We start from the raw sequence: 19,519 nt of genomic DNA on the forward strand, positions 1-19,519 counted from the left end.
CAACTCTTTCTATTATACCTACTTTTAGATTCTTGTCAACTAGTTTGATTTGTTTTTTCTGAAATTTTTTTACTGGTTTTCATAGATTAGTTTTTATAAATAAGAAAGAGAGGATATAATAGTATCCTCTCTTGTATCTTGTCTACTAATATTTTAGTTTTCTTCAGCCATTTTTGATTTGACTTCATCATATGATAGGGCACGTGATTCCTCTTCTACTGATTCAGGCATTTTCCCTGTTTCGTAAAGAGATTTGATTTGTGTACTATCCAATGTTTCATATTTCAATAAGGCTTCTGCAATTAATTTATGCGTTTCACGATTTGATTGAATAATTTCAGCTGCTTTATTACGTGCTTCATTCAACAATGCTCGAACTTCTTCATCAATTTCATATGCAGTACGTTCTGAAATAGATTTTTGTGGAGTTTGAGCACCAAACATAGCATGATTACCTTCGTATTGAACAGGTCCGAGTTTTTCACTCATACCATACTCTGTAACCATTGCACGCGCCATTTGTGTAGCTTGCTCAAAGTCGTTTGATGCACCTGTTGTTTGGACATTAAAGATGATTTCTTCAGCAACACGTCCACCCATCAAACCAGCTAATTGTTCTTTCATATCTTCTTTAGATAGCAACATTTGATCTTCTTTTGGAAGAGCAATCATGTAACCACCTGCACGACCACGTGGAACAATTGTTACCTTATGAACGACACGCGCATTTGATAAGACTAACCCTACGATAGTGTGCCCGGCTTCGTGATAAGCAACCATTTCACGTTCTTTTTGAGAAACAGTTTTATCTTTCTTAGAAGGCCCTGCAATAACGCGGTCTTCTGCCTCATCAATATCAGAAGCATCAATGACTGATTTGTTACGACGGGCAGCAACTAATGCCGCTTCGTTCAATACATTTTCTAAATCAGCACCAACAAAACCTGGAGTTTGTTGTGCTACTAACTTCAAATCCACATCTTCTGCTAGAGGTTTATTTCTAGCATGGACTTTCAGAATTGCTTCGCGTCCTTTAACATCTGGACGACCAACCAATACTTTTCTGTCAAAACGACCTGGACGAAGAAGGGCTGGATCTAGAACATCTGAACGGTTCGTTGCCGCAATGACAATTATCCCTTCATTTCCTTCAAAACCATCCATTTCAATCAAGAGTTGGTTCAAGGTTTGTTCACGTTCATCATTACCTCCACCAAGACCGACACCACGTTGGCGACCAACGGCATCAATTTCATCGATGAAGATAATAGCTGGCGCTGCTTTTTTAGCGTCCTCAAAGAGTGAACGTACACGGCTGGCACCGACACCAACGAACATTTCTACGAAGTCAGAACCTGAAATACTAAAGAACGGTACTCCAGCTTCTCCTGCTACTGCTTTAGCAAGTAATGTTTTACCAGTTCCCGGAGGTCCCTCTAAGAGAACACCAGCTGGGATACGAGCACCTAATTTTGTAAAGCGTTTTGGATCTTTCAAGAATTCAACAACTTCAACAAGTTCTTGTTTTTCTTCTTCAGCTCCTGCTACATCTGAAAAGCGTACTTTGATATCTTCCTTATTAGCAGCCTTAGCTTTACTGCGTCCAAAACTCATCGGATTGCGTCCGCTGTTTCCTCCCATATTTCCCATCATAGAAAATAGGAAGAAGAATAAAATAGCAAATGGCACTACCGAAACTAGGATGTTAATCCACATACCACTTGAGCTTTCGTGCTTGACTTCAACTTGTGTTTGGTGTTCACCAGCTAGTTTTTGCAAATCTGCTACAGTAGTATCCGATGGAAGAATAATACTTGTAAATTTTTCTACTTTTGTTGCAGAAGGTGTGAAAAACTGAATACCTGTTTCCGGTTTTTCTGTTTTAGCAGTTTTATAGACACCAGACACTTCAATAATACTACCACTTGGTTGATAGGTTATTTCTTTTACATTGTCATTAGTGATTTCCTGCACCAATTCTGAGTATTTAATTTGTTGACTGTGCCCGGCAACTCTCCCAGCGAAAAAGTACTGGAATCCCGTTACTAGCAAGAAAATCATCAACAAATAAAGAAATGGATTTTTTATAAAACCATTATTTTGTTTTTGCATTCAACAACTTACCCTTCTATTTTGAGTAAACTTCCTCTTTCAATACACCTACATAAGGAAGGTTACGATAATTTTCATTATAGTCTAAACCATAGCCTACAACGAATTCATTTGGAATTGTAAAACATGTATAATCTGCTTCAATTTCTACAGTACGTCCTTCTGGTTTATCCATCATAGTAACAATCTTAACAGACGCTGCTTCTCTAGCAGTAAACATATCTCTCAAACTTTTTAATGTTTGTCCAGTATCAATAATATCTTCTACAAAGACAATGTGTCTACCTTTAACATCTTGAGTGACATCTTGTTTGATATTAATGACACCACTACTTACAGTTCCACCATGATAACTAGAAACCATCATAAAATCCATTTCAAGGTGAGTGTCGATATATTTGACTAATTCTGCCATAAAAGGAATAGATCCTTTTAAAATTCCAACTAAAATCGGATTTTTCCCTTCATAATCTTTTGTCAATTGAGCACCTAACTTCTTAGCTGCTTCTGTAATTTCATCTTGCGAAATCATAATTTTCTTGATGTCTTGTTCTAACATGATTTTACCTATCTATTTTTTCTATATAAAGTACAGTGTTCATTATATCATTTTTCGTTTTTATACTCAAATCACTGAGTTCAATTCCTAAAATTGAACAAATCTTTCCGAATTGCTCAACAATAATCGCATTTTTTCGTTTTTCTGCAGGAATTTTTAAATCAATAAAAAGTCGCCTTACTTTTTTTTGATGACCATTTATTATCAAATAATCACCTGGCTGTCGATGCCGCAAAATCAATGATGTTTCACGGGAAACATTTATTTGTTGAACATTTTCACCTTTTAGAGGAATTCCAAATGAAAATAGAAAACCTTCATAATAAACTTGATTTTGATAGTTTAACACACACTCACTACTTTTTTCATCAGACTTTGGTCTGATTTTACCAATTTGAAAGTGCTGGTATTCTTTTATAAGTTCATAACCATTTTTTATATTATGGCGATATTGACTCTTAGTTTTTAAAATATGATGAATTTCTTGAAATTGTTCTCTTGTTACATTTAAATCAGCAAAACGACTAAGGTATTGTTGTAGTAAAACTCCTTGCGTTGCTTCACTAAAAGATAAAAACTGAGTTAAATCTTCTACATCAACTGCTTGAGATAATTCAGCCAGAGCAATTTGATAGTCAGAAACTTCTTTTCCAAACTCTAAAATTGCTTTTTTTACCTGAACATTTTCTTTTTCTAACTGTGGCAGATAGAGGTTGCGAATACGATTGCGAAGATAGTGATTTTCTTTATTCGTTGAATCTTCAAAATGCTCAATTTCAGGAAAATCCTTCTTATAAAAAGACAACAAAGGACGAATCAACTCTCCCTTATCAAACATTTGTCTTTCTTTAATAGCTGATAAATGGTGTAGTCTAACACCTCTAATCAATCGCATAAAGATCGTCTCAACTTGATCATCTGCATGATGAGCTGTTACAAGAGCTGTAGATGAAGTTTTCTCCATCACTTCTCTAAAGAATTCATAGCGAAATTGACGAGCATTCGCTTCTGAAAAATCTCCAGTAAAACAAGCTACATAAATTGGAACTCCAGCTTGTTCAGCTAATTTTCTTAATTCATTTTCTTCATTATCTGACTCTGGTCGTTGTTTATGATTTACATGAGCTAAAAACAATTCAATACCAAGTTCTTTTTGATAGGTCAAAAGAAGTTGAAAAAGAAACATCGAATCCAATCCACCAGACAAGGCCAGCACAACTCTTGAATGTCCTTCAAAGTAACCTTTTTCTAGAAAATGATTTAAAAAATCGCGGTCTCTCATTTTAGGACCTCGTAGACATCCTTAGCAATTTTAGAAATAGTATCGTAATCAGAATTTTTGGTAAAGATTGAAACAACGAAAGGAGAATCTGTATAGACTATTCCCACATCGTGTTTAAATTCATCTGCATCCCCAATTTTATGGGCTACCTTAGCAGAAATATTCTTAGCAATCCGCTGATTATCAAAAGATGTTTGTGAAAGAGATTCTAAAACAAAACCATTCTGATTATAAATAGATTCCATAACTTGACCAGCCATTTTAGCTGAAGCCATCTTATCTGTCACATCCCATTCTTCACCTGCGATAGTAGCCATTTCTTTTTTAAAGGCTTCATCTGATTTATTCGTAATATAATAAGCGAGAATATTATGAGCTACATTGTCAGATTCTTTTGCAGTTTTTGTGATTAAATCTTTGATTGTGTATTCTTTATTGTCCGCTGTTTTAGGGAGACTTCCGCTTCCTTCCGGTTTATAAGAACCAGGGAAATCATTAACTTCGGAAACATACTTCAATTTCGTGTCAAGTTGGTAATCACCTTGATTGATTTTTTCCTGAACAGAATAAAGATAAGGTAATTTCATAACACTAGCAGCATACATTTTCTGATTTTCATTAATGCCAGCTTCCTTACCTGTACTCAATTGTTTAATATAAATAGAGAACTGTTCATTTTGATAATTTGCAGATAGCAACTCTTGTACTTTCTGAATACGATTATCATCATCGGAAATATAATCCGTCGAAATCCAGCCCGTTTGCTTGATATGTATGAATTCACGACCTTCAGCAAAAATAGACATATCTGCTTCAACTTCTTGATAAGGCGCTAAAGTAGACTTTAATTCTTGTTGATCATAAGGACTATTATAAACGACAAATCCCGGTTCTAGCCATACTCGTTTAGAAAAATCGTTTACGATGGAACTATCGTATAAAAGTCGTTTATCAGCCATTACAAATTGATTATTTGACAATTTAAAGACAGGTTGTCCTTGTTTATTTAATCGCCATTCTAAAACAGATAATTTTGTTTCTGCATTTACTTTACCCGATTCATTAATCAGGTCTTCTGTAGAATAAACTGGCGTCTCACCATAAAATTTTGGAGATTCTATAGTATCTTGATAATAAAAATGATACGGAGTATGAGTTAAAGAATAAACTTCTTGTTTTGGAATGATAACTGGATTCTCAGTGCTTACTACTTGAACGCTTTTTAGGAAAATAGGAAGTAGTAATATCACTAAAAATTTACGCATTCTTTTTCCCCTCTTCTTCTTGTAGCCGTAACAGATGATTCTTTTGAGCTAACTCATCTAATTTTTCATCTGACTGACTTAAAAATTTTTCGATAATATCTAATAAATTTTCCATTTCGCATTACCTAGGAAGTAAGTCCGGAATTGTATAAACTTCCTCCCATGTTTTTGAATAATAATATTTTGCACGGGAATATTTAGCCGCATAGGATTCATCTTTTAGCTTAGTTGCTAAACTAGCTTCTTTATCCTTTTCATCGCTCAAGTCCTGATATTGTTTTTTCAAATCAGCTAGTTGCTGGCGACGTGTTAGTAATTGTTGGTAACTTTGTGCTAAATTGTAAGTTGGTAAGATGAATAGCAACATAATCAAAATCAAAACCCAACCCATAAAACGATTACGTTTTTGACGTTCTTCCATCATGTATTTACGTCGTTGGTGTTCATTTTGAATAAATGAATTATTCATTTGGACTATTTTTTTATACATCGTCTTCTACCCTTGTTTCACTGATAATTTCATACATTCCAGCTGCATCTTCTTTTTTTGTGCTATCTTTCATTTCGAGCACCTTTACAAGCAACAATTTATTTCCAAAACGAATTTCAACCTGATCATTGATTTTTAAATCAGTTGAACTTTTAGCAAGGATACCATTAACCTTGATTCGCCCTTTATCTGCAACTTCCTTAGCTACCGTACGGCGTTTAATAATTCGTGATACTTTTAAATATTTATCTAATCTCATCTTATAATACCTCAAATTATTATTGTACCATTTTTATCCCTTTTATAGAAGAAAAAAGGTAAGCCCTAATGTGACTCTTTTAAGTCTTTTATCTTCGCTAACGATTCTCCAAAGGTTAAGAGTCCTTCTAAAATCTCATAGTCTTTTTTATTTCGAATATCAAAAACAACTTCGATTAAACCTTGATTTTCAGAAATATTAGCCTTCAAATTTGTCTGAGAAAGAGCCTGGAAATAATCTTGTGTTAAAAATAGTTGTTGGGATATCTTTTCAAATTGAATGACAAGCTTATTATTTCTTCTTTCAACACGATTGACAAAAACTTTATCAAGATAAGCTTTAGCTAATCCAATTTCTAAGAGGTAAGCAACTACATCTGGATACTCTCCAAATCGGTCTATCAACTCATCTTGTAATTCTTCGTAATTGACACGGTTGTCAATTTGACGAATTCTCTTGTAAATCTCAATTTTATGTCGTTCATCCGAAATATACTCATCTGGAAGATAGGCATCAATTTGTAGAATTAACTCAGCATTTCCTTTTTCACGTTTCTTATCAGTTCCATTCTTCTTAGCAATTGCTTCTTCCAGTAATTGAGAATAGAGTTCAAAACCAACAGAATCGATAAAACCTGACTGCGAACTTCCTAAAAGATTACCCGCTCCACGAATGGATAAATCACGCATGGCAATTTTGAAACCAGAACCCAATTCAGTGAAACCTTTAATTGCCTCCAATCTCTTCTCAGAAACTTCTGTCAATGATTTATCTGGTCTATACATAAGATAGGCATAAGCAATACGATTACTACGACCAACCCGACCTCTTAATTGATACAAGGTTGACAATCCCATATGATCCGCATTTTCGATAAACAAGGTATTGGCATTTGGAATGTCTACCCCTGTTTCAATGATTGTTGTTGTTACTAAAATATCATATTCACCTTCAATAAAGTCAAGTAGTGTATTCTCCAAACGAATTTCACTCATTTGACCATGAACAAAACCAATAGAAGCTTCTGGAATCAGTTCTTGTAACTCTGAAACCTTCTTTTCAATCGTGTCAACTTTATTGTAAAGATAGTAAACCTGACCACCACGATCAATTTCTCTCAATACAGCATCTCGAATGACACGATCATTCTGTTCAAGGACATAGGTTTGTACAGGATATCGATTGGTTGGGGGAGTTTCGATGACAGATAAATCTCGAATACCTAGCATAGACATATGTAGAGTTCGAGGAATTGGTGTAGCTGTCAAAGTTAAGACATCAACCTTCTTTTTTAATTCCTTCAAAGCTTCCTTATGTTTGACACCAAAACGTTGTTCTTCATCGATGATGATTAATCCTAAATCAGCAAATTCAACATCTTTAGACAAAACTCGATGGGTTCCTATCAGGATATCAACTTGGCCTTTTTTCAATTTTTCAAGTGTTTCAGTCTGCTCTTTTTTACTTCTAAAACGACTCAAAACATCTACATTGACAGCAAATTGCTCAAATCTTTCCTTAAAATTACTATAATGTTGCTGAGCCAAAACTGTAGTAGGTACTAAAACAACAACCTGTTTATGATTGTTGACAGCCTTAAAAGCAGCTCGCATGGCCACCTCAGTCTTACCAAAACCAACATCTCCAACTAAAAGTCTATCCATTGGTTGAGAAGCCTGCATATCTTTCTTAATTTCTTCGATACTTCGAAGTTGATCTTCAGTTTCAACATAAGGAAAAGCCTCATCAAAAGCAACTTGATCTTCATCATCTTTTGAAAATGCAAAACCTTCAAGTTGACTCCTCTCTGCATATAACTTAATTAAGTCATCTGCAATGTCTTCAACTTGATTTTTAACTTTTTGCTTAGCTTTTTTAAAACGTCCATCGTTTAATTTGTTTAACTTTGGAGCCTTACCGTCACTTGAAACATACTTAGATAAGGTTTGGATTTGTTCTACAGGGATAGAAATTCGATCTCCATTTTGATATTGGATACTTACATAATCTCGGTGAATCCCTTTGAGTTCAATCGTTTCTATTCCTAAATATTGACCAATCCCATGAATTTGATGAACAACATAATCTCCTTTTTGGAGTTCACTATAATCCTTTAATCTTTCAGCATTACTGATATTTTGTCTTCTGTATTTGCGTTTAATTTTCTTTTTGAAAATTTCATATTCAGTGATGAATACAAGATTCTCATCCACAAAATGAAAACCATGACGAAGGTTTCCTTCAACAAGATTGACAGTTCCTTTACAGATTTCACTTTGATTACTATTGTCAACTTTAATGCTATATTCATCAAGAATCGTTGACAGTTTTTTTAGTTCTGTTTGGCTACTTGATTGAAGAACAATCGTATATTTTAATTTTTTATAGCGTTCAATTTCTTCTTTCAGAAAAGAAAACTGATTGAAGAATTCTTGCATTGGATATTGATTAAATTGATAAAGATGATCAAATTTTAGATTTCCAAGTCCCTTTTGAAAATTAGAAAAGAAGCTAGCTGGTAAATATTTTTTAAACTGACTTTCTACGTCAGCAAAATATTGTAAACTTGATACAGCTTTACTGTTGTGTAAATCCTCTGTAAAGTAGCTAGCTGTTTCCTTATCAAAAATATCATACTGATTCATAATTTTTTGAAAATCATCAAAGATAATAGGCACTTGGTTCAAGTAGTCAATCAAGGTCCACTGTTTTTTATAAAAAACAGACAAAAATTTACGAATATCAGCATGAAGAACTTGCTCTTTCGCACAACTAAAAACTTCTTCTAAGTACGACTTTAATGTAGGTGAAATAGTTTTATCCATCTCATGTTCTAAGAATTGTTGACCACGATGATAATCTTCAGTAGCTAGTAAAATATCACTAGCTGGGTAGATTGAGACTTGAGATTGACTATCTTTTGATAATTGTGTATCTGCGTCGAATTCTCTAATCCCATCTATTTCATCACCAAAAAATTCTATTCGGTAAGGAGATAGTTGTGAAGTTTCAAAGATATCTAAAATATCCCCTCGAAGACTAAATTCACCTTGACTTTGAACTTGAGTAACTTTTTTATAACCAAGTGAAATCAATTGACTTTTTAATTCTCTTTGTTCACACTCTTCGCCAACTTCAAGTTTTAACACACTGTTATCAAAGACTTGAGGATCTGGTAAGAATAAACGGCTAGCTGCCATGTTACAAACTAGTATTCCTTTTTGAGATTTATCTCTTAGAAAACGCAAGGCTTCAACTCTTGAAAAAATCTTTTCTTGAGACGATACTAAAAATTCTACCATTGGTGAATCATCTACTAAAAATGGATAAACCATATCAGTACCCAGGATAGAAATTAAATCATTTACTAGACGATCAGCTTCTCCATAAGTAGATGTCATTACTATAATCTTGTTCTGATTTTTAACACTACTTGCAATAGCTAAAGACTTTGCTGAACCAGAGAGACCTAGTAGTAATTCCCTCTGCTTGAGAGATAAATGTTCACTCCATAATTGTATCTGCTTGTTCTCTAAAAAGAATTCGATTAATGACATTCCCTTACCCATTGTATTTCTGCATTATTTTTTCAAAGTTTTTCTCTTGTAAATAACAATTTACAGCATCGTCAACCTTGTCAATAGACTGTAAAATACCTATATAGTCATCCTTGTCAAATTTACTCAAAACGTGGTGAACAACAGACATTCCTTTTTTAGGTCTACCGATACCAATCTTTACACGATTGAAAACCTGTGTACCAATATGTTGGATAATTGACTTGATACCATTATGACCGCCAGCTGATCCTTTAGCGCGAAGTCGAATTTTTCCTACTTCCATGTCAAGATCATCGTAAATAATCAGTAAATCTTCGATATCTAAACCATAGTAGGTTAATAAAGCATGAACTGCTTTCCCACTTTCATTCATAAAAGTAGTGGGTTTTACCAGATAAATTTTTTCACCATTAAGGAAAAATGAAGCTAATTCAGCTTGGAATATTTTATCGTGTGTAAAAGATACATTCTGTTTTTTTGCTAGTTGGTCAATCAACATAAAACCAACATTATGCTTTGTCTCAAAATATTTATCCCCTGGATTTCCCAATCCTACAAGTAATTTTGTCATTTAAATTTCCTTTCAAAAGCTAAAAGGGTTGGAATTTTTTTCCAACCTAATTGACACTATTAAAAATGTTGATTATACGTTAAAGCGGAATTCCATAATATCGCCATCTTGAACGACATATTCTTTTCCTTCTTCACGCAAGCGTCCAGCTTCTTTTACCGCCTTTTCAGAGCCGTATTTAATCAAATCATCATAAGACATAGTCACTGCACGAATAAAGCCTTTTTCGAAGTCAGAGTGGATAATTCCAGCAGCTTGAGGAGCTTTCATGCCACGTTTAAAGGTCCAAGCACGAACTTCTTTTTCACCAGCTGTGAAGTAAGTTCCAAGTCCTAATAGATGGTAAGCTGCACGAGTCAACTTGTCCACACCTGATTCTGTCAAACCAATGGCTTCAAGAAACTCTTTTTTATCTTCATCGTCTAACTCAGAAATTTCTTCTTCAGCACGCGCTGAAATGACTACTACCTCTGCATTTTCTGTTGCTGCGAATTCACGAATTTTCTTCACATAATCAATAGAGTCTGGGTCTCCAACAACATCCTCATCCACATTTGCTACATAAAGAACTGGTTTCGTAGTTAAGAGGAAAAGACCTTTAACAACCTTTTGCTCTTCATCTGTAAATTCAATGGTACGTGCTGACTTACCGTCTTCAAGGACAGGTTTAATCTTTTGGAGAACGTTAAATTCTGCAACTGATTCCTTATCTTTTTGCGTACGTGCCATCTTTTCCACACGCGTATAGCGTTTATTAACAGATTCTAAGTCAGCAAGAATCAATTCTAGGTTAATGGTATCAATATCTGCTAATGGATCTACAAAAGCATCTTCACGACCTTGCTCACGCATGACATTCTCATCATCAAAGGCACGAACTACATGGACAATGGCATCAACTTCACGTATATTGGCCAAGAATTTATTTCCAAGACCTTCTCCTTTTGATGCACCTTTTACAATCCCTGCAATATCTGTAAATTCAAAGGTTGTTGGAACTGTCTTCTTAGGAGTAATCATTTCAGTCAATTTTTGTAGACGTTCATCTGGAACTTCTACCATCCCAACGTTTGGGTCAATAGTTGCAAATGGATAGTTTGCAGCCTCTGCTCCTGCTTTTGTAATTGCATTAAATAGGGTTGATTTACCAACGTTTGGCAAACCCACGATACCTGCTGTTAAAGCCATAATTTCTCATTCTCCGTTCACATTTCAATCTTCAATATTATAACACAAAAAGGGAAAACTTGCTAACCCTCTAACTACTTGCATTTAGTCGATAATTTTACTCATTTTTCTTTCAAAATCATAGCGACTCATCATGACAACATGATCACAATTACTGCATTTTATTTTGATATCTGCACCTAAACGTGTAATTTCCCAACGATTGGCTTTTTTACCTGTAGACTTGATTGTACAAGCGTGTGGTTTTTTCATTTCAACAAAATTTCCAACTTGATACATACTACTCTCCTTTTCATATTTCTGATTATATCATAAAAGAGGTGAGCTAGGCTCAACCTCTTTAACTTAATTTGTACGAACTGGTGTAATCAGCTGCATGAAATCTTCATCTGTATCAGCTGGTACCAAGGTAAATGGACGAACTGCTGAAATGAAACTGATTGTTACCTTTTCACTATTCAAGGCTTTTAGTGCTTCAATCAAGTAAGTTGGGTTAAAGCTAATAGTTAAATCTTCACCAGATACAGCAATTGTATCGATTTCTTCGTTTACTTTACCAACTTCTGGAGAATTTACATGAGCTGTAACTACTCCTTGTTTGATTTCTAATTTTACAGTTCCATTTTGAGTAGCACTTGATAAAAGACGTGCACGTTCCATAGATTGACGTAGATTCACAACATCAAAAGTTACTGTCGTATTAAAATCTGTTGGAATCAGACGATCTGTATCAGGATAATTACCTTCTAAGAGACGTGTATAGAAGCTAATATTTTCGCTTCTAAAGAGAATTTGGTTGTTTGCGAAGAAAATCTCTACTGTTTCGATATCGTCCGTAAAAACAGCTGAAAATTCGCGTAGAGAGCGACTTGGGATAACAACATCAAAATTATCACTATTTTTTTCAAGAGTTAATTTTTTCTGGCTGAGACGATGTGAGTCTGTTGCTACTGTTTTTAATTCTTGATGATTACTTAGGACAAAGTGTACACCAGTCAAGATTGGACGGCTTTCTTGTACACTAGCAGCAAAAGCAGTTTCATTGATAATTTTCTTAAGAAGTTTTGTTTCAAGAACTAGAGGATTACTTGCTGCAATTTCCTGAATACGTGGATACTGTTCGCTGTCTTTTCCTTTCAGAGTAATTTCTGATTTTCCACTTGTTAGTACAATTTGATGTTGTTCAATTTCTTTAAAATCAAGAGTCACATCTGGAAGACTAGAAACAACATTGATAAAGAAAGAAGCTTCTAAAAGAATTGATCCTAAAGAGTTAATCAAAAGACCTGCATTTTCATCTTTTTGAGAAATGAAATTCTCAATTGAAATTTGACCATTTGATCCAATTAATGTAATTCCTTCGTTAGTCACATCAATTTTAATAGTTGATAAAACAGGAATAGCATTTTTTGAATTAATAGCACGTTTTGTAATATTTAATGATTGCAGGAATAAATTTTTATTAATAGAAAAATGAATCATGGAATCTCCTTTATTTATTTTTATTATTAGAAGGTTAATAGTAATAGTAGGCTGTGTGAAATCTGTGGAAAACCAAGTTTAGTTTAGAAAAATCAAGAAGTTATACTTGTTTAAAATTTGTTAATAAATCAGTAAAATTTTAAAGACTTATCCACAAGTTATTTAATTTTCTTTTTGATGGTTTCGATTTCTATACGTAATTTATCATCAGTTTCAATCATAGATTTGATTTTTGCATGAGCATGAATGACGGTTGTATGATCTTTACCACCAAATTCTTTTCCGATTTTTGGAAGACTGTTATCAGTTAATTCTCTAGCTAGGTACATAGCAACTTGGCGAGCTAGAACAATACTCTGAACACGTCTAGTTCCCTTCATCTCCTTAACGCTCACATCATAAAATTTTCCGACTTCCTCTTGGATTTTTTCAATCGGAATGACGATCATGGTGCTGACGCTTTGTTTTCTAGCACGTATAGCCTCAGATGCAATATCCACAGTTATAGTGTTGATTTGTTTAACTTTAGCCATGAGACTAATATCTTTGAGCGCACCTTCTAATTCACGTACATTTGAATCAAACTGGCCAGCCAAATATTCGATTGTGTCAGGTTGAAAATGATAATCTAAATCCTCTGTTTTACTATTTAGGATAGCGATACGAGTTTCAAAATCAGGTGGAGTAATATCCGTTGTTAATCCCCATGAGAAGCGCGTGACAAGTCGTTCAGGTAGATTTTCTAGTTGTTCTGGCCTACGGTCACTCGTTAAAACGATCTGTTTATTATTACTATGAAGGTTATTAAATGTGTTGAAAAACTCTTCCTGAGTTTGCACTTTATTTCCACTGAGAGATTGAATATCATCAATAAGAAGGAGATCTATACTTCGATAGGTTTTTTTAAAATTATCCATATCATTGAGTCTTAGATGATCTAAAAATTCATTAATAAAGCTTTCAGCAGGAATATATTTTACACGCGTATTAGGATTTTTTTTGAGAATTTCGTTCCCCAAAGCATTGAGCAAGTGAGTTTTTCCTAAACCGGGTCCACCATATATAAACAGAGGATTATAAGTTAATCCAGGATCTTCAGAGACAGCTAAAGCAGCAGACTTAGCCCAAATATTTCCATCACCTTGGATAAAATTATCAAAAGTATAGATGTCTCTTAATCCTGTTTCTGAATAGGGTATAGATTTTTTAATTTCTTCCTGTTGATGATTACTGTTTTCAACATTGCTTGCTATATCGGAGGTATTAGAATCTTCTTTAGTCAATACATATTGAGCTTTTATTTCAGTATCATAGATTTGAAAACCGACAGCTACAATAATATCATTGAGTTTTGTACTCCAAACCATTTCCATTTCAGATCTGGGCAAAAATATGGTAGCTACATTTCCCTCAACCTTTATTAATTCAGCAGGTGTTGCGTAGAAATCAAACATTGATCGAGTCAATCTCTCTTTAGCTAATTCTAAAATCTGATTCCAAAATTGTTTTTCTTTCAACAACAAACTCCTCCTTTTCTAAATGGTGTAATCTTAAACACTATTTTATCACATAGAAAGCAATTTTTCCACAACTTGTGAAAAACAATCCACAATGTTTAAAAGATTTATCCACAACTTGTGGATAAAAGGTTTAGATTTTGATTTAATAGACTTTTTCTATACTAATCCAGTGGATAAGTATGTGAGTTTAGAAAAATAAAATAACAGCCTTATTTCAGGCTGTTAATAAAACGTTGGTATTCTTCTTGATTATGAAAAGAGATAGTTATTTTTCCTGCCTCTTTTTTTTGAAGGACGATTTGGACATCTAATCCCAACAATTTTTTCAAATTTTCTTCTTCTTCTTTGATAAAGTGATCTTTTTCTTTGGTTTTCTTCTTATTTTTTTCTTCTTTAAGTAGATGTTCCACCTGCCGAACTGATAAATCCTCTTTCTGAATGCGATTGAGTAAATTTTTTTGTTCTTTCAAAGGTAGTTGGATTAGAAGTCTAGCATGTGCTTGAGACAATTTTCCAGTTTCTACTTCTTTTAAAATAAAATCAGGGAGCGTTAGCAATCGAACAAGATTAGTGATATAAGGGCGTGATTTCCCCATTTTTTCAGCAATGTCTGCATGAGTATATCCTTTATCAATTAAAGATTGATAAGCTTTTGCTTCTTCAATCGGATTTAAGTCTTCTCGTTGTAAATTTTCAATGATTGAGTGAACCATCATATCCTGATCAGATAATTTTTTGATGATTACAGGAATTTCTGATAGCCCAGCTGCTATCGATGCCCGATACCGTCTTTCTCCAGCTAGGATTTCATATCCGATAACTGGAGATTGACGGACAATAATGGGTTGAATTAAACCATTTTCTTTAATAGATTGGGCAAGTTCTTGAATTTTTTCTTTTGAGAATTCTTTACGAGGTTGATAGGGATTTTTTTGAATATCACTGATACGAATTAGTTTGAGTTCTTCCATATTTCTACAGTATCATATCTTTAATATTCTGTAAAGTAGGTTTACAAATATGTAAACTATTAATTTAAATCACTTGTACTCTTATCTAGTTTGATTGTAGTTTTTTCTTCTTTACCATTACGGTAATAAGTTACAGTCATTTCATCACCAATAGAGTGACTGTAAAGTGCATTTTGTAATTCAGTAGTAGAAGAAATTTTAGTATCATCTATTTTTGTGATAACATCATATTGTTGTAAATGTCCATTTGCAGGCATGTTCTTTTGAACAGAACGAACAGCTACACCAGAAGTAACGTTGTCAGGAAGTTTTAATTTTTGAAGGTCAGCTGTGCTGAGGTTTGTTAAGTTAACCATGTGGATACCAAGCGCTGGTCGAGTTACTTTTCCATCTTTTTCTAATTGTTTAATAATATTAATAACATCATTTGCAGGAATAGCAAAACCAAGGCCTTCTACAGATGTTCCACCATTTGAGGCAATTTTACTTGATGTAATACCGATAACTTCTCCCTGAATGTTAATCAAAGGACCTCCAGAGTTACCAGGGTTAATAGCTGTGTCTGTTTGGATGGCATTTGTTGAAATGGCTTGACCATCTTCAGCTTTCAAAGAAACATGTCTGTTCAAGCTTGATACAATCCCTTGAGTAACTGTATTTGCATATTCTGAACCTAAAGGACTACCGATTGCGATAGCCGTTTCTCCAACAGCTAATTGACTTGAATCACCAAACTCAGCAACTGTAGAAACTTTTTCTGAAGATATTTTTACTACTGCAATATCAGAATAGGTATCAGAACCAACAATTTCACCTGGGACTTTTGTTCCATCAGTCAAACGAACGTCAACTTTTTTAGCGCCATTAATAACGTGAGTATTAGTAACTAAATAGGCAGATTCACCTTCTTTTTTATAAATAACACCAGAACCTTCACTGTTAATTTGTTCAGTGTTTGAATCTGTATCAGTATCATCAGTTCCAACAAAACCACCTTGAGAGTTTTCTGAATAAGTGATAATCGATACAACTGCATCTTTAACTTTATCTACAGCCTGTGTGGTAGAATTTTCATTTTTCGAAGCAGTCTGAGTGACTGCTGCACTATTTTGTTCTCCACCTCCTTGCTTTTGGTTGAACTGAAGAACAGCCAAACTTCCTAATAGACCACTAAAAAAGCTAATAAGAATAACTAGTAAAAGTTGTCCAATTGTTTTTGAAAACTTGTTTAAGTTTTTCATAGAATCCTCCATATTTGATTAATTAGTGAAAGTATAAGATTATTAACTTAATTCTAACTTAAAAAACTTAAGTTTTCAACAATCTGTGGATAATTGTTGAAAATTTGTGAATTTATTGTGTTTTTCACCTTTTTCATTTGTGAATAAGATGTGAATAGAACACGATTATGGTAAAATAGAAGCATGAAAATTAAACTTGTAACAGTTGGAAAACTAAAAGAAAAGTATCTCAAAGATGGAATTGCAGAATATTCTAAAAGAATATCACGATTTGCTGCCGTAGAAATGATCGAATTAGCTGATGAAAAGACTCCCGATCGTGCTAGTGATTCTGAAAATGAAAAAATCTTGGATTTAGAGGGAAATCGAATCCTTTCCAAAATTGGGGATAGAGAATTTGTTGTCGTTTTAGCTATTGAAGGGAAAACCTTGTCTTCTGAAGAATTCAGTAAACAGTTAGAACAAGCATCTATTAATGGTTTTTCAACCTTAACCTTTGTTATCGGTGGGAGTTTAGGACTCTCTCCTCAAGTAAAAAAGCGTGCGAATCTATCCCTTAGTTTTGGTCGTTTAACTCTTCCTCACCAATTAATGCATCTAGTTCTTGTAGAACAGATATATCGAGCCTTTACCATCCAACAAGGTTCTCCCTATCATAAATAGGATTGACTATTTTCGATTATTTTGATAAGATAAACTAGTTAGGTCTCATAGCTCAGCTGGATAGAGCATTCGCCTTCTAAGCGAACGGTCGCAGGTTCGAATCCTGCTGGGATCATATACTAGATTTAACGCTGGGGAAACCCAGCGTTTTTTGTAAAAATTGACAGTTCAGGTACAAAAATGTCCAGTTGAGAATGATCACTTATAATATAAATCACATTTTGTATAATAGATTGGTAAGTTCATTTATAAGAAAAAAGAGAAAACATTATAGGGAGATATAATGGATTTATTGAAAATACTCATAGTTATTCTTCATATTCTTATTCTAACAAATAGCTATGAACTCATTTGTAAGGCAACAAAAAAAGAAAGATATCTGTTTATTTCTTGGGTATTTATATTACAGTTTATAGTTGAAGTTTTATTCTATTTTATTTATCTAGATGGATTTGGAATGGAAAAAATTTCATTTACCTGTATTATATTTTTTTATTTAATAGGGTTAAAAAAGTTTGATAAATACAAAGCTATTTTTATCAGTCTGCTATTGTCTTTATTATATCATAGCACTCATACTTTTTTATCCGTAACCATATCCTCTGTTACAGGTGATTCTTTTGTAACCAAATATGAAGATTTGTTTTTTGTAGTAGTTTTATTGCTGACTTATTTTGTAATAAAAAAAATTATTTTTTATTTTCACTTGGAGCTCAATTATTTTGATAAAGATTACCTCTATTCATTTTTTAAAAAGGTCATCTTTGCTTTCTTTGCTTTACAAATCCTATTATTCATTTCAGATATAGTAAGTAATTATGTGCATTTTAATAGTTTTGGTAGTATTTTAGCAACAATTGTCTTTATTTGTTTATTACTAATCTTCTTTGCAATGAATGCCAAGAAGGTCCAAGTTGAAAGAGAAATTGCTCTAAATCAGAAAAAATTTGAACAAGAACATTTACAGACTTACACAGATGAAATTGTGGCTTTGTATAATGAAATCCGTGGTTTTCGTCATGATTATGCAGGGATGCTTGTCAGTATGCAAATGGCAATTGACAGTAAAGATTTACAGGAAATTGACAGAATTTACAATCAAGTTCTAGTCAAAGCTAATCAAAAATTACGTTCAGATAAGTATACATACTTTGATTTAAACAATATAGAAGATTCAGCTTTACGAAGTTTAATTGCTCAATCTATTGTATATGCAAGAAATAAGGACGTAGAGTTTACACTAGAAGTAAAGGATATTATCACAAGGTTGTCAATTGATTTACTTGATCTTGTGCGTATTATGAGCGTTTTATTGAACAATGCTGTCGAAGGTGCTGCAGAAAGTTACTTGAAACAAATGGAGGTTGCAGTGATTAAGATGGATTTAGAAACAGTTATCGTGATTCAAAATTCGTGTAAATATACTATGACGCCTTCAGAAGACTTGTTTGAACTAGGTTTTTCTACTAAAGGTAGAAATAGAGGAATTGGTCTTAATAATGTCAAAGATATTTTGGATAAGTATGAAAATATCATTTTAGAGACAGAGATGGAAGATAGTAAGTTTAGACAGATTATTAGATTTAAGAGAGAGTTTGAATGAAAGTATTAATTTTAGAAGATGTTATTCAACATCAAGTCAGATTAGAAAGAACCTTGGATGAAATTTCAAAGGAATTAAATATTCCTATTTCTTATAAAACAACAGGTAAAGAACGAGAATTTAAGGAATATATCGAAAATGATGAAGTAAACCAGCTTTATTTTCTAGATATTGATATTCATGGTGTTGAGAAAAAAGGATTTGAGGTAGCACAGTTTATTCGTCGCCACAATCCCTATGCAATTATCGTATTTATTACTAGTAGATCAGAATTTGCTACCTTAACTTACAAATATCAAGTATCAGCCTTGGATTTTGTTGATAAAGATATCAATGATGAATTATTTAAAAAACGTATCGAACAGAGTATCTTATATACCAAAAGTATGCTGCTTGAAAATAAAGATGTTGTGGATTATTTTGACTATAATTACAAGGGAAATGATTTAAAAATTCCCTACCATGATATTTTATATATTGAAACAACAGGAGTATCTCATAAATTAAGGATTATTGGTAAGAATTTTGCCAAAGAATTTTATGGTACTATGGCGGATATTCAAGAAAAAGATAAAGATACTCAAAGATTTTATTCTGCTCATAAATCATTTCTTGTCAATGTAGGAAATATTAGGGAAATTGATCGAAAAAATTTAGAAGTGGTTTTTTATGAGGATCATCGTTGTCCAATTACCCGTCTAAAGGTACGGAAATTAAGAGATATTCTGGAGAAAAAATCTAAAAAGTGATTGA

18 protein-coding genes and 1 tRNA gene are annotated in these 19,519 nt (G+C 33.4%); 4 read left to right on the top strand and 15 right to left on the bottom strand.

Annotated features, from left to right (window positions below; all coding sequences use genetic code 11):
- Positions 1-153 precede the first annotated feature (153 nt).
- The 15 genes from ftsH to ACLNCS_RS07005 all read right to left on the bottom strand — a co-directional run bounded on the left by ftsH (position 154) and on the right by ACLNCS_RS07005 (position 16,500).
- Positions 154-2,112 carry an ATP-dependent zinc metalloprotease FtsH gene (gene ftsH, locus ACLNCS_RS06935; RefSeq protein WP_070677781.1) on the bottom strand — a complete coding sequence of 653 codons (1,959 nt, stop codon included), beginning with the start codon at positions 2,110-2,112 and terminating at the stop codon, positions 154-156.
- Positions 2,113-2,128: 16 nt separating this feature from the next.
- Positions 2,129-2,671 (bottom strand): hypoxanthine phosphoribosyltransferase, encoded by a 543-nt coding sequence (gene hpt, locus ACLNCS_RS06940; protein WP_424847978.1) that lies wholly within the window; start codon positions 2,669-2,671, stop codon positions 2,129-2,131.
- A gap of 4 nt (positions 2,672-2,675) precedes the next feature.
- Complete coding sequence (gene tilS / locus ACLNCS_RS06945; protein ID WP_004250920.1) at positions 2,676-3,953, bottom strand: tRNA lysidine(34) synthetase TilS; 1,278 nt, start codon at positions 3,951-3,953, stop codon at positions 2,676-2,678.
- Positions 3,950-5,218, bottom strand: a complete 1,269-nt coding sequence (locus tag ACLNCS_RS06950; protein ID WP_004250922.1) for a serine hydrolase — start codon at positions 5,216-5,218, stop codon at positions 3,950-3,952. Before ACLNCS_RS06950 ends, tilS begins: the two co-directional genes overlap by 4 nt.
- Positions 5,211-5,333 (bottom strand): SP_0009 family protein, encoded by a 123-nt coding sequence (locus ACLNCS_RS06955; RefSeq protein ID WP_004250924.1) that lies wholly within the window; start codon positions 5,331-5,333, stop codon positions 5,211-5,213. Before ACLNCS_RS06955 ends, ACLNCS_RS06950 begins: the two co-directional genes overlap by 8 nt.
- A gap of 6 nt (positions 5,334-5,339) precedes the next feature.
- Complete coding sequence (locus ACLNCS_RS06960; RefSeq protein ID WP_004250925.1) at positions 5,340-5,708, bottom strand: septum formation initiator family protein; 369 nt, start codon at positions 5,706-5,708, stop codon at positions 5,340-5,342.
- Positions 5,701-5,967, bottom strand: a complete 267-nt coding sequence (locus ACLNCS_RS06965) for an RNA-binding S4 domain-containing protein (protein ID WP_004250926.1) — start codon at positions 5,965-5,967, stop codon at positions 5,701-5,703. The genes ACLNCS_RS06960 and ACLNCS_RS06965 overlap by 8 nt, the downstream gene beginning before the upstream one ends.
- 65 nt (positions 5,968-6,032) lie before the next feature.
- Positions 6,033-9,536: a transcription-repair coupling factor gene (mfd, locus tag ACLNCS_RS06970; RefSeq protein ID WP_029747255.1), complete on the bottom strand. Its 3,504-nt coding sequence runs from the start codon at positions 9,534-9,536 to the stop codon at positions 6,033-6,035.
- Positions 9,529-10,098: an aminoacyl-tRNA hydrolase gene (gene pth, locus ACLNCS_RS06975; RefSeq protein ID WP_070677787.1), complete on the bottom strand. Its 570-nt coding sequence runs from the start codon at positions 10,096-10,098 to the stop codon at positions 9,529-9,531. Before pth ends, mfd begins: the two co-directional genes overlap by 8 nt.
- Positions 10,099-10,170: 72 nt before the next feature.
- Positions 10,171-11,286 (bottom strand): redox-regulated ATPase YchF, encoded by a 1,116-nt coding sequence (ychF, locus tag ACLNCS_RS06980; RefSeq protein WP_074324764.1) that lies wholly within the window; start codon positions 11,284-11,286, stop codon positions 10,171-10,173.
- Between the two features lie 84 nt (positions 11,287-11,370).
- Entirely contained in the window at positions 11,371-11,565 is a 195-nt protein-coding gene (locus tag ACLNCS_RS06985) for a DUF951 domain-containing protein (protein WP_004250933.1), read from the bottom strand.
- Positions 11,566-11,631: 66 nt separating this feature from the next.
- Positions 11,632-12,768 (bottom strand): DNA polymerase III subunit beta, encoded by a 1,137-nt coding sequence (gene dnaN / locus ACLNCS_RS06990; RefSeq protein WP_070677791.1) that lies wholly within the window; start codon positions 12,766-12,768, stop codon positions 11,632-11,634.
- Between the two features lie 158 nt (positions 12,769-12,926).
- Positions 12,927-14,285 (bottom strand): chromosomal replication initiator protein DnaA, encoded by a 1,359-nt coding sequence (gene dnaA, locus ACLNCS_RS06995; protein WP_225750758.1) that lies wholly within the window; start codon positions 14,283-14,285, stop codon positions 12,927-12,929.
- Positions 14,286-14,497: 212 nt separating this feature from the next.
- Positions 14,498-15,259: a ParB/RepB/Spo0J family partition protein gene (locus ACLNCS_RS07000; protein WP_070677793.1), complete on the bottom strand. Its 762-nt coding sequence runs from the start codon at positions 15,257-15,259 to the stop codon at positions 14,498-14,500.
- Between the two features lie 59 nt (positions 15,260-15,318).
- Entirely contained in the window at positions 15,319-16,500 is a 1,182-nt protein-coding gene (locus ACLNCS_RS07005; protein WP_254804371.1) for a S1C family serine protease, read from the bottom strand.
- A gap of 183 nt (positions 16,501-16,683) precedes the next feature.
- Here ACLNCS_RS07005 and rlmH point away from each other — a divergent pair, with 183 nt between their 5' ends.
- From rlmH to comE, 4 genes are all read left to right on the top strand, one after another.
- Positions 16,684-17,163 (top strand): 23S rRNA (pseudouridine(1915)-N(3))-methyltransferase RlmH, encoded by a 480-nt coding sequence (gene rlmH, locus ACLNCS_RS07010; RefSeq protein ID WP_424847985.1) that lies wholly within the window; start codon positions 16,684-16,686, stop codon positions 17,161-17,163.
- Between the two features lie 41 nt (positions 17,164-17,204).
- A tRNA-Arg gene (locus ACLNCS_RS07015) sits at positions 17,205-17,278 on the top strand.
- A 168-nt stretch (positions 17,279-17,446) separates the two neighbouring features.
- Entirely contained in the window at positions 17,447-18,766 is a 1,320-nt protein-coding gene (gene comD, locus ACLNCS_RS07020; RefSeq protein WP_070677798.1) for a competence system sensor histidine kinase ComD, read from the top strand.
- The gene (comE, locus tag ACLNCS_RS07025; RefSeq protein WP_004250949.1) at positions 18,763-19,515 is read left to right on the top strand and encodes a competence system response regulator transcription factor ComE; all 753 of its coding nucleotides are present in this window, start codon (positions 18,763-18,765) and stop codon (positions 19,513-19,515) included. The genes comD and comE overlap by 4 nt, the downstream gene beginning before the upstream one ends.
- The last annotated feature ends 4 nt before the right edge of the window (positions 19,516-19,519 follow it).

Source organism: Streptococcus sp. CL9.43, from assembly GCF_049737935.1.
In the GTDB taxonomy this organism is placed as follows: domain Bacteria; phylum Bacillota; class Bacilli; order Lactobacillales; family Streptococcaceae; genus Streptococcus; species Streptococcus infantis_I.

Bases quoted from the DNA above. Each gene is read 5' to 3' on its own strand.
- ftsH (WP_070677781.1), bottom strand. From the start codon at position 2,112: ATGCAAAAACAAAATAATGGTTTTATAAAAAATCCATTTCTTTATTTG.
- hpt (WP_424847978.1), bottom strand. From the start codon at position 2,671: ATGTTAGAACAAGACATCAAGAAAATTATGATTTCGCAAGATGAAATT.
- tilS (WP_004250920.1), bottom strand. From the start codon at position 3,953: ATGAGAGACCGCGATTTTTTAAATCATTTTCTAGAAAAAGGTTACTTT.
- ACLNCS_RS06950 (WP_004250922.1), bottom strand. From the start codon at position 5,218: ATGCGTAAATTTTTAGTGATATTACTACTTCCTATTTTCCTAAAAAGC.
- ACLNCS_RS06955 (WP_004250924.1), bottom strand. From the start codon at position 5,333: ATGGAAAATTTATTAGATATTATCGAAAAATTTTTAAGTCAGTCAGAT.
- ACLNCS_RS06960 (WP_004250925.1), bottom strand. From the start codon at position 5,708: ATGTATAAAAAAATAGTCCAAATGAATAATTCATTTATTCAAAATGAA.
- ACLNCS_RS06965 (WP_004250926.1), bottom strand. From the start codon at position 5,967: ATGAGATTAGATAAATATTTAAAAGTATCACGAATTATTAAACGCCGT.
- mfd (WP_029747255.1), bottom strand. From the start codon at position 9,536: ATGGGTAAGGGAATGTCATTAATCGAATTCTTTTTAGAGAACAAGCAG.
- pth (WP_070677787.1), bottom strand. From the start codon at position 10,098: ATGACAAAATTACTTGTAGGATTGGGAAATCCAGGGGATAAATATTTT.
- ychF (WP_074324764.1), bottom strand. From the start codon at position 11,286: ATGGCTTTAACAGCAGGTATCGTGGGTTTGCCAAACGTTGGTAAATCA.
- ACLNCS_RS06985 (WP_004250933.1), bottom strand. From the start codon at position 11,565: ATGTATCAAGTTGGAAATTTTGTTGAAATGAAAAAACCACACGCTTGT.
- dnaN (WP_070677791.1), bottom strand. From the start codon at position 12,768: ATGATTCATTTTTCTATTAATAAAAATTTATTCCTGCAATCATTAAAT.
- ACLNCS_RS07000 (WP_070677793.1), bottom strand. From the start codon at position 15,259: ATGGAAGAACTCAAACTAATTCGTATCAGTGATATTCAAAAAAATCCC.
- ACLNCS_RS07005 (WP_254804371.1), bottom strand. From the start codon at position 16,500: ATGAAAAACTTAAACAAGTTTTCAAAAACAATTGGACAACTTTTACTA.
- rlmH (WP_424847985.1), top strand. From the start codon at position 16,684: ATGAAAATTAAACTTGTAACAGTTGGAAAACTAAAAGAAAAGTATCTC.
- comD (WP_070677798.1), top strand. From the start codon at position 17,447: ATGGATTTATTGAAAATACTCATAGTTATTCTTCATATTCTTATTCTA.
- comE (WP_004250949.1), top strand. From the start codon at position 18,763: ATGAAAGTATTAATTTTAGAAGATGTTATTCAACATCAAGTCAGATTA.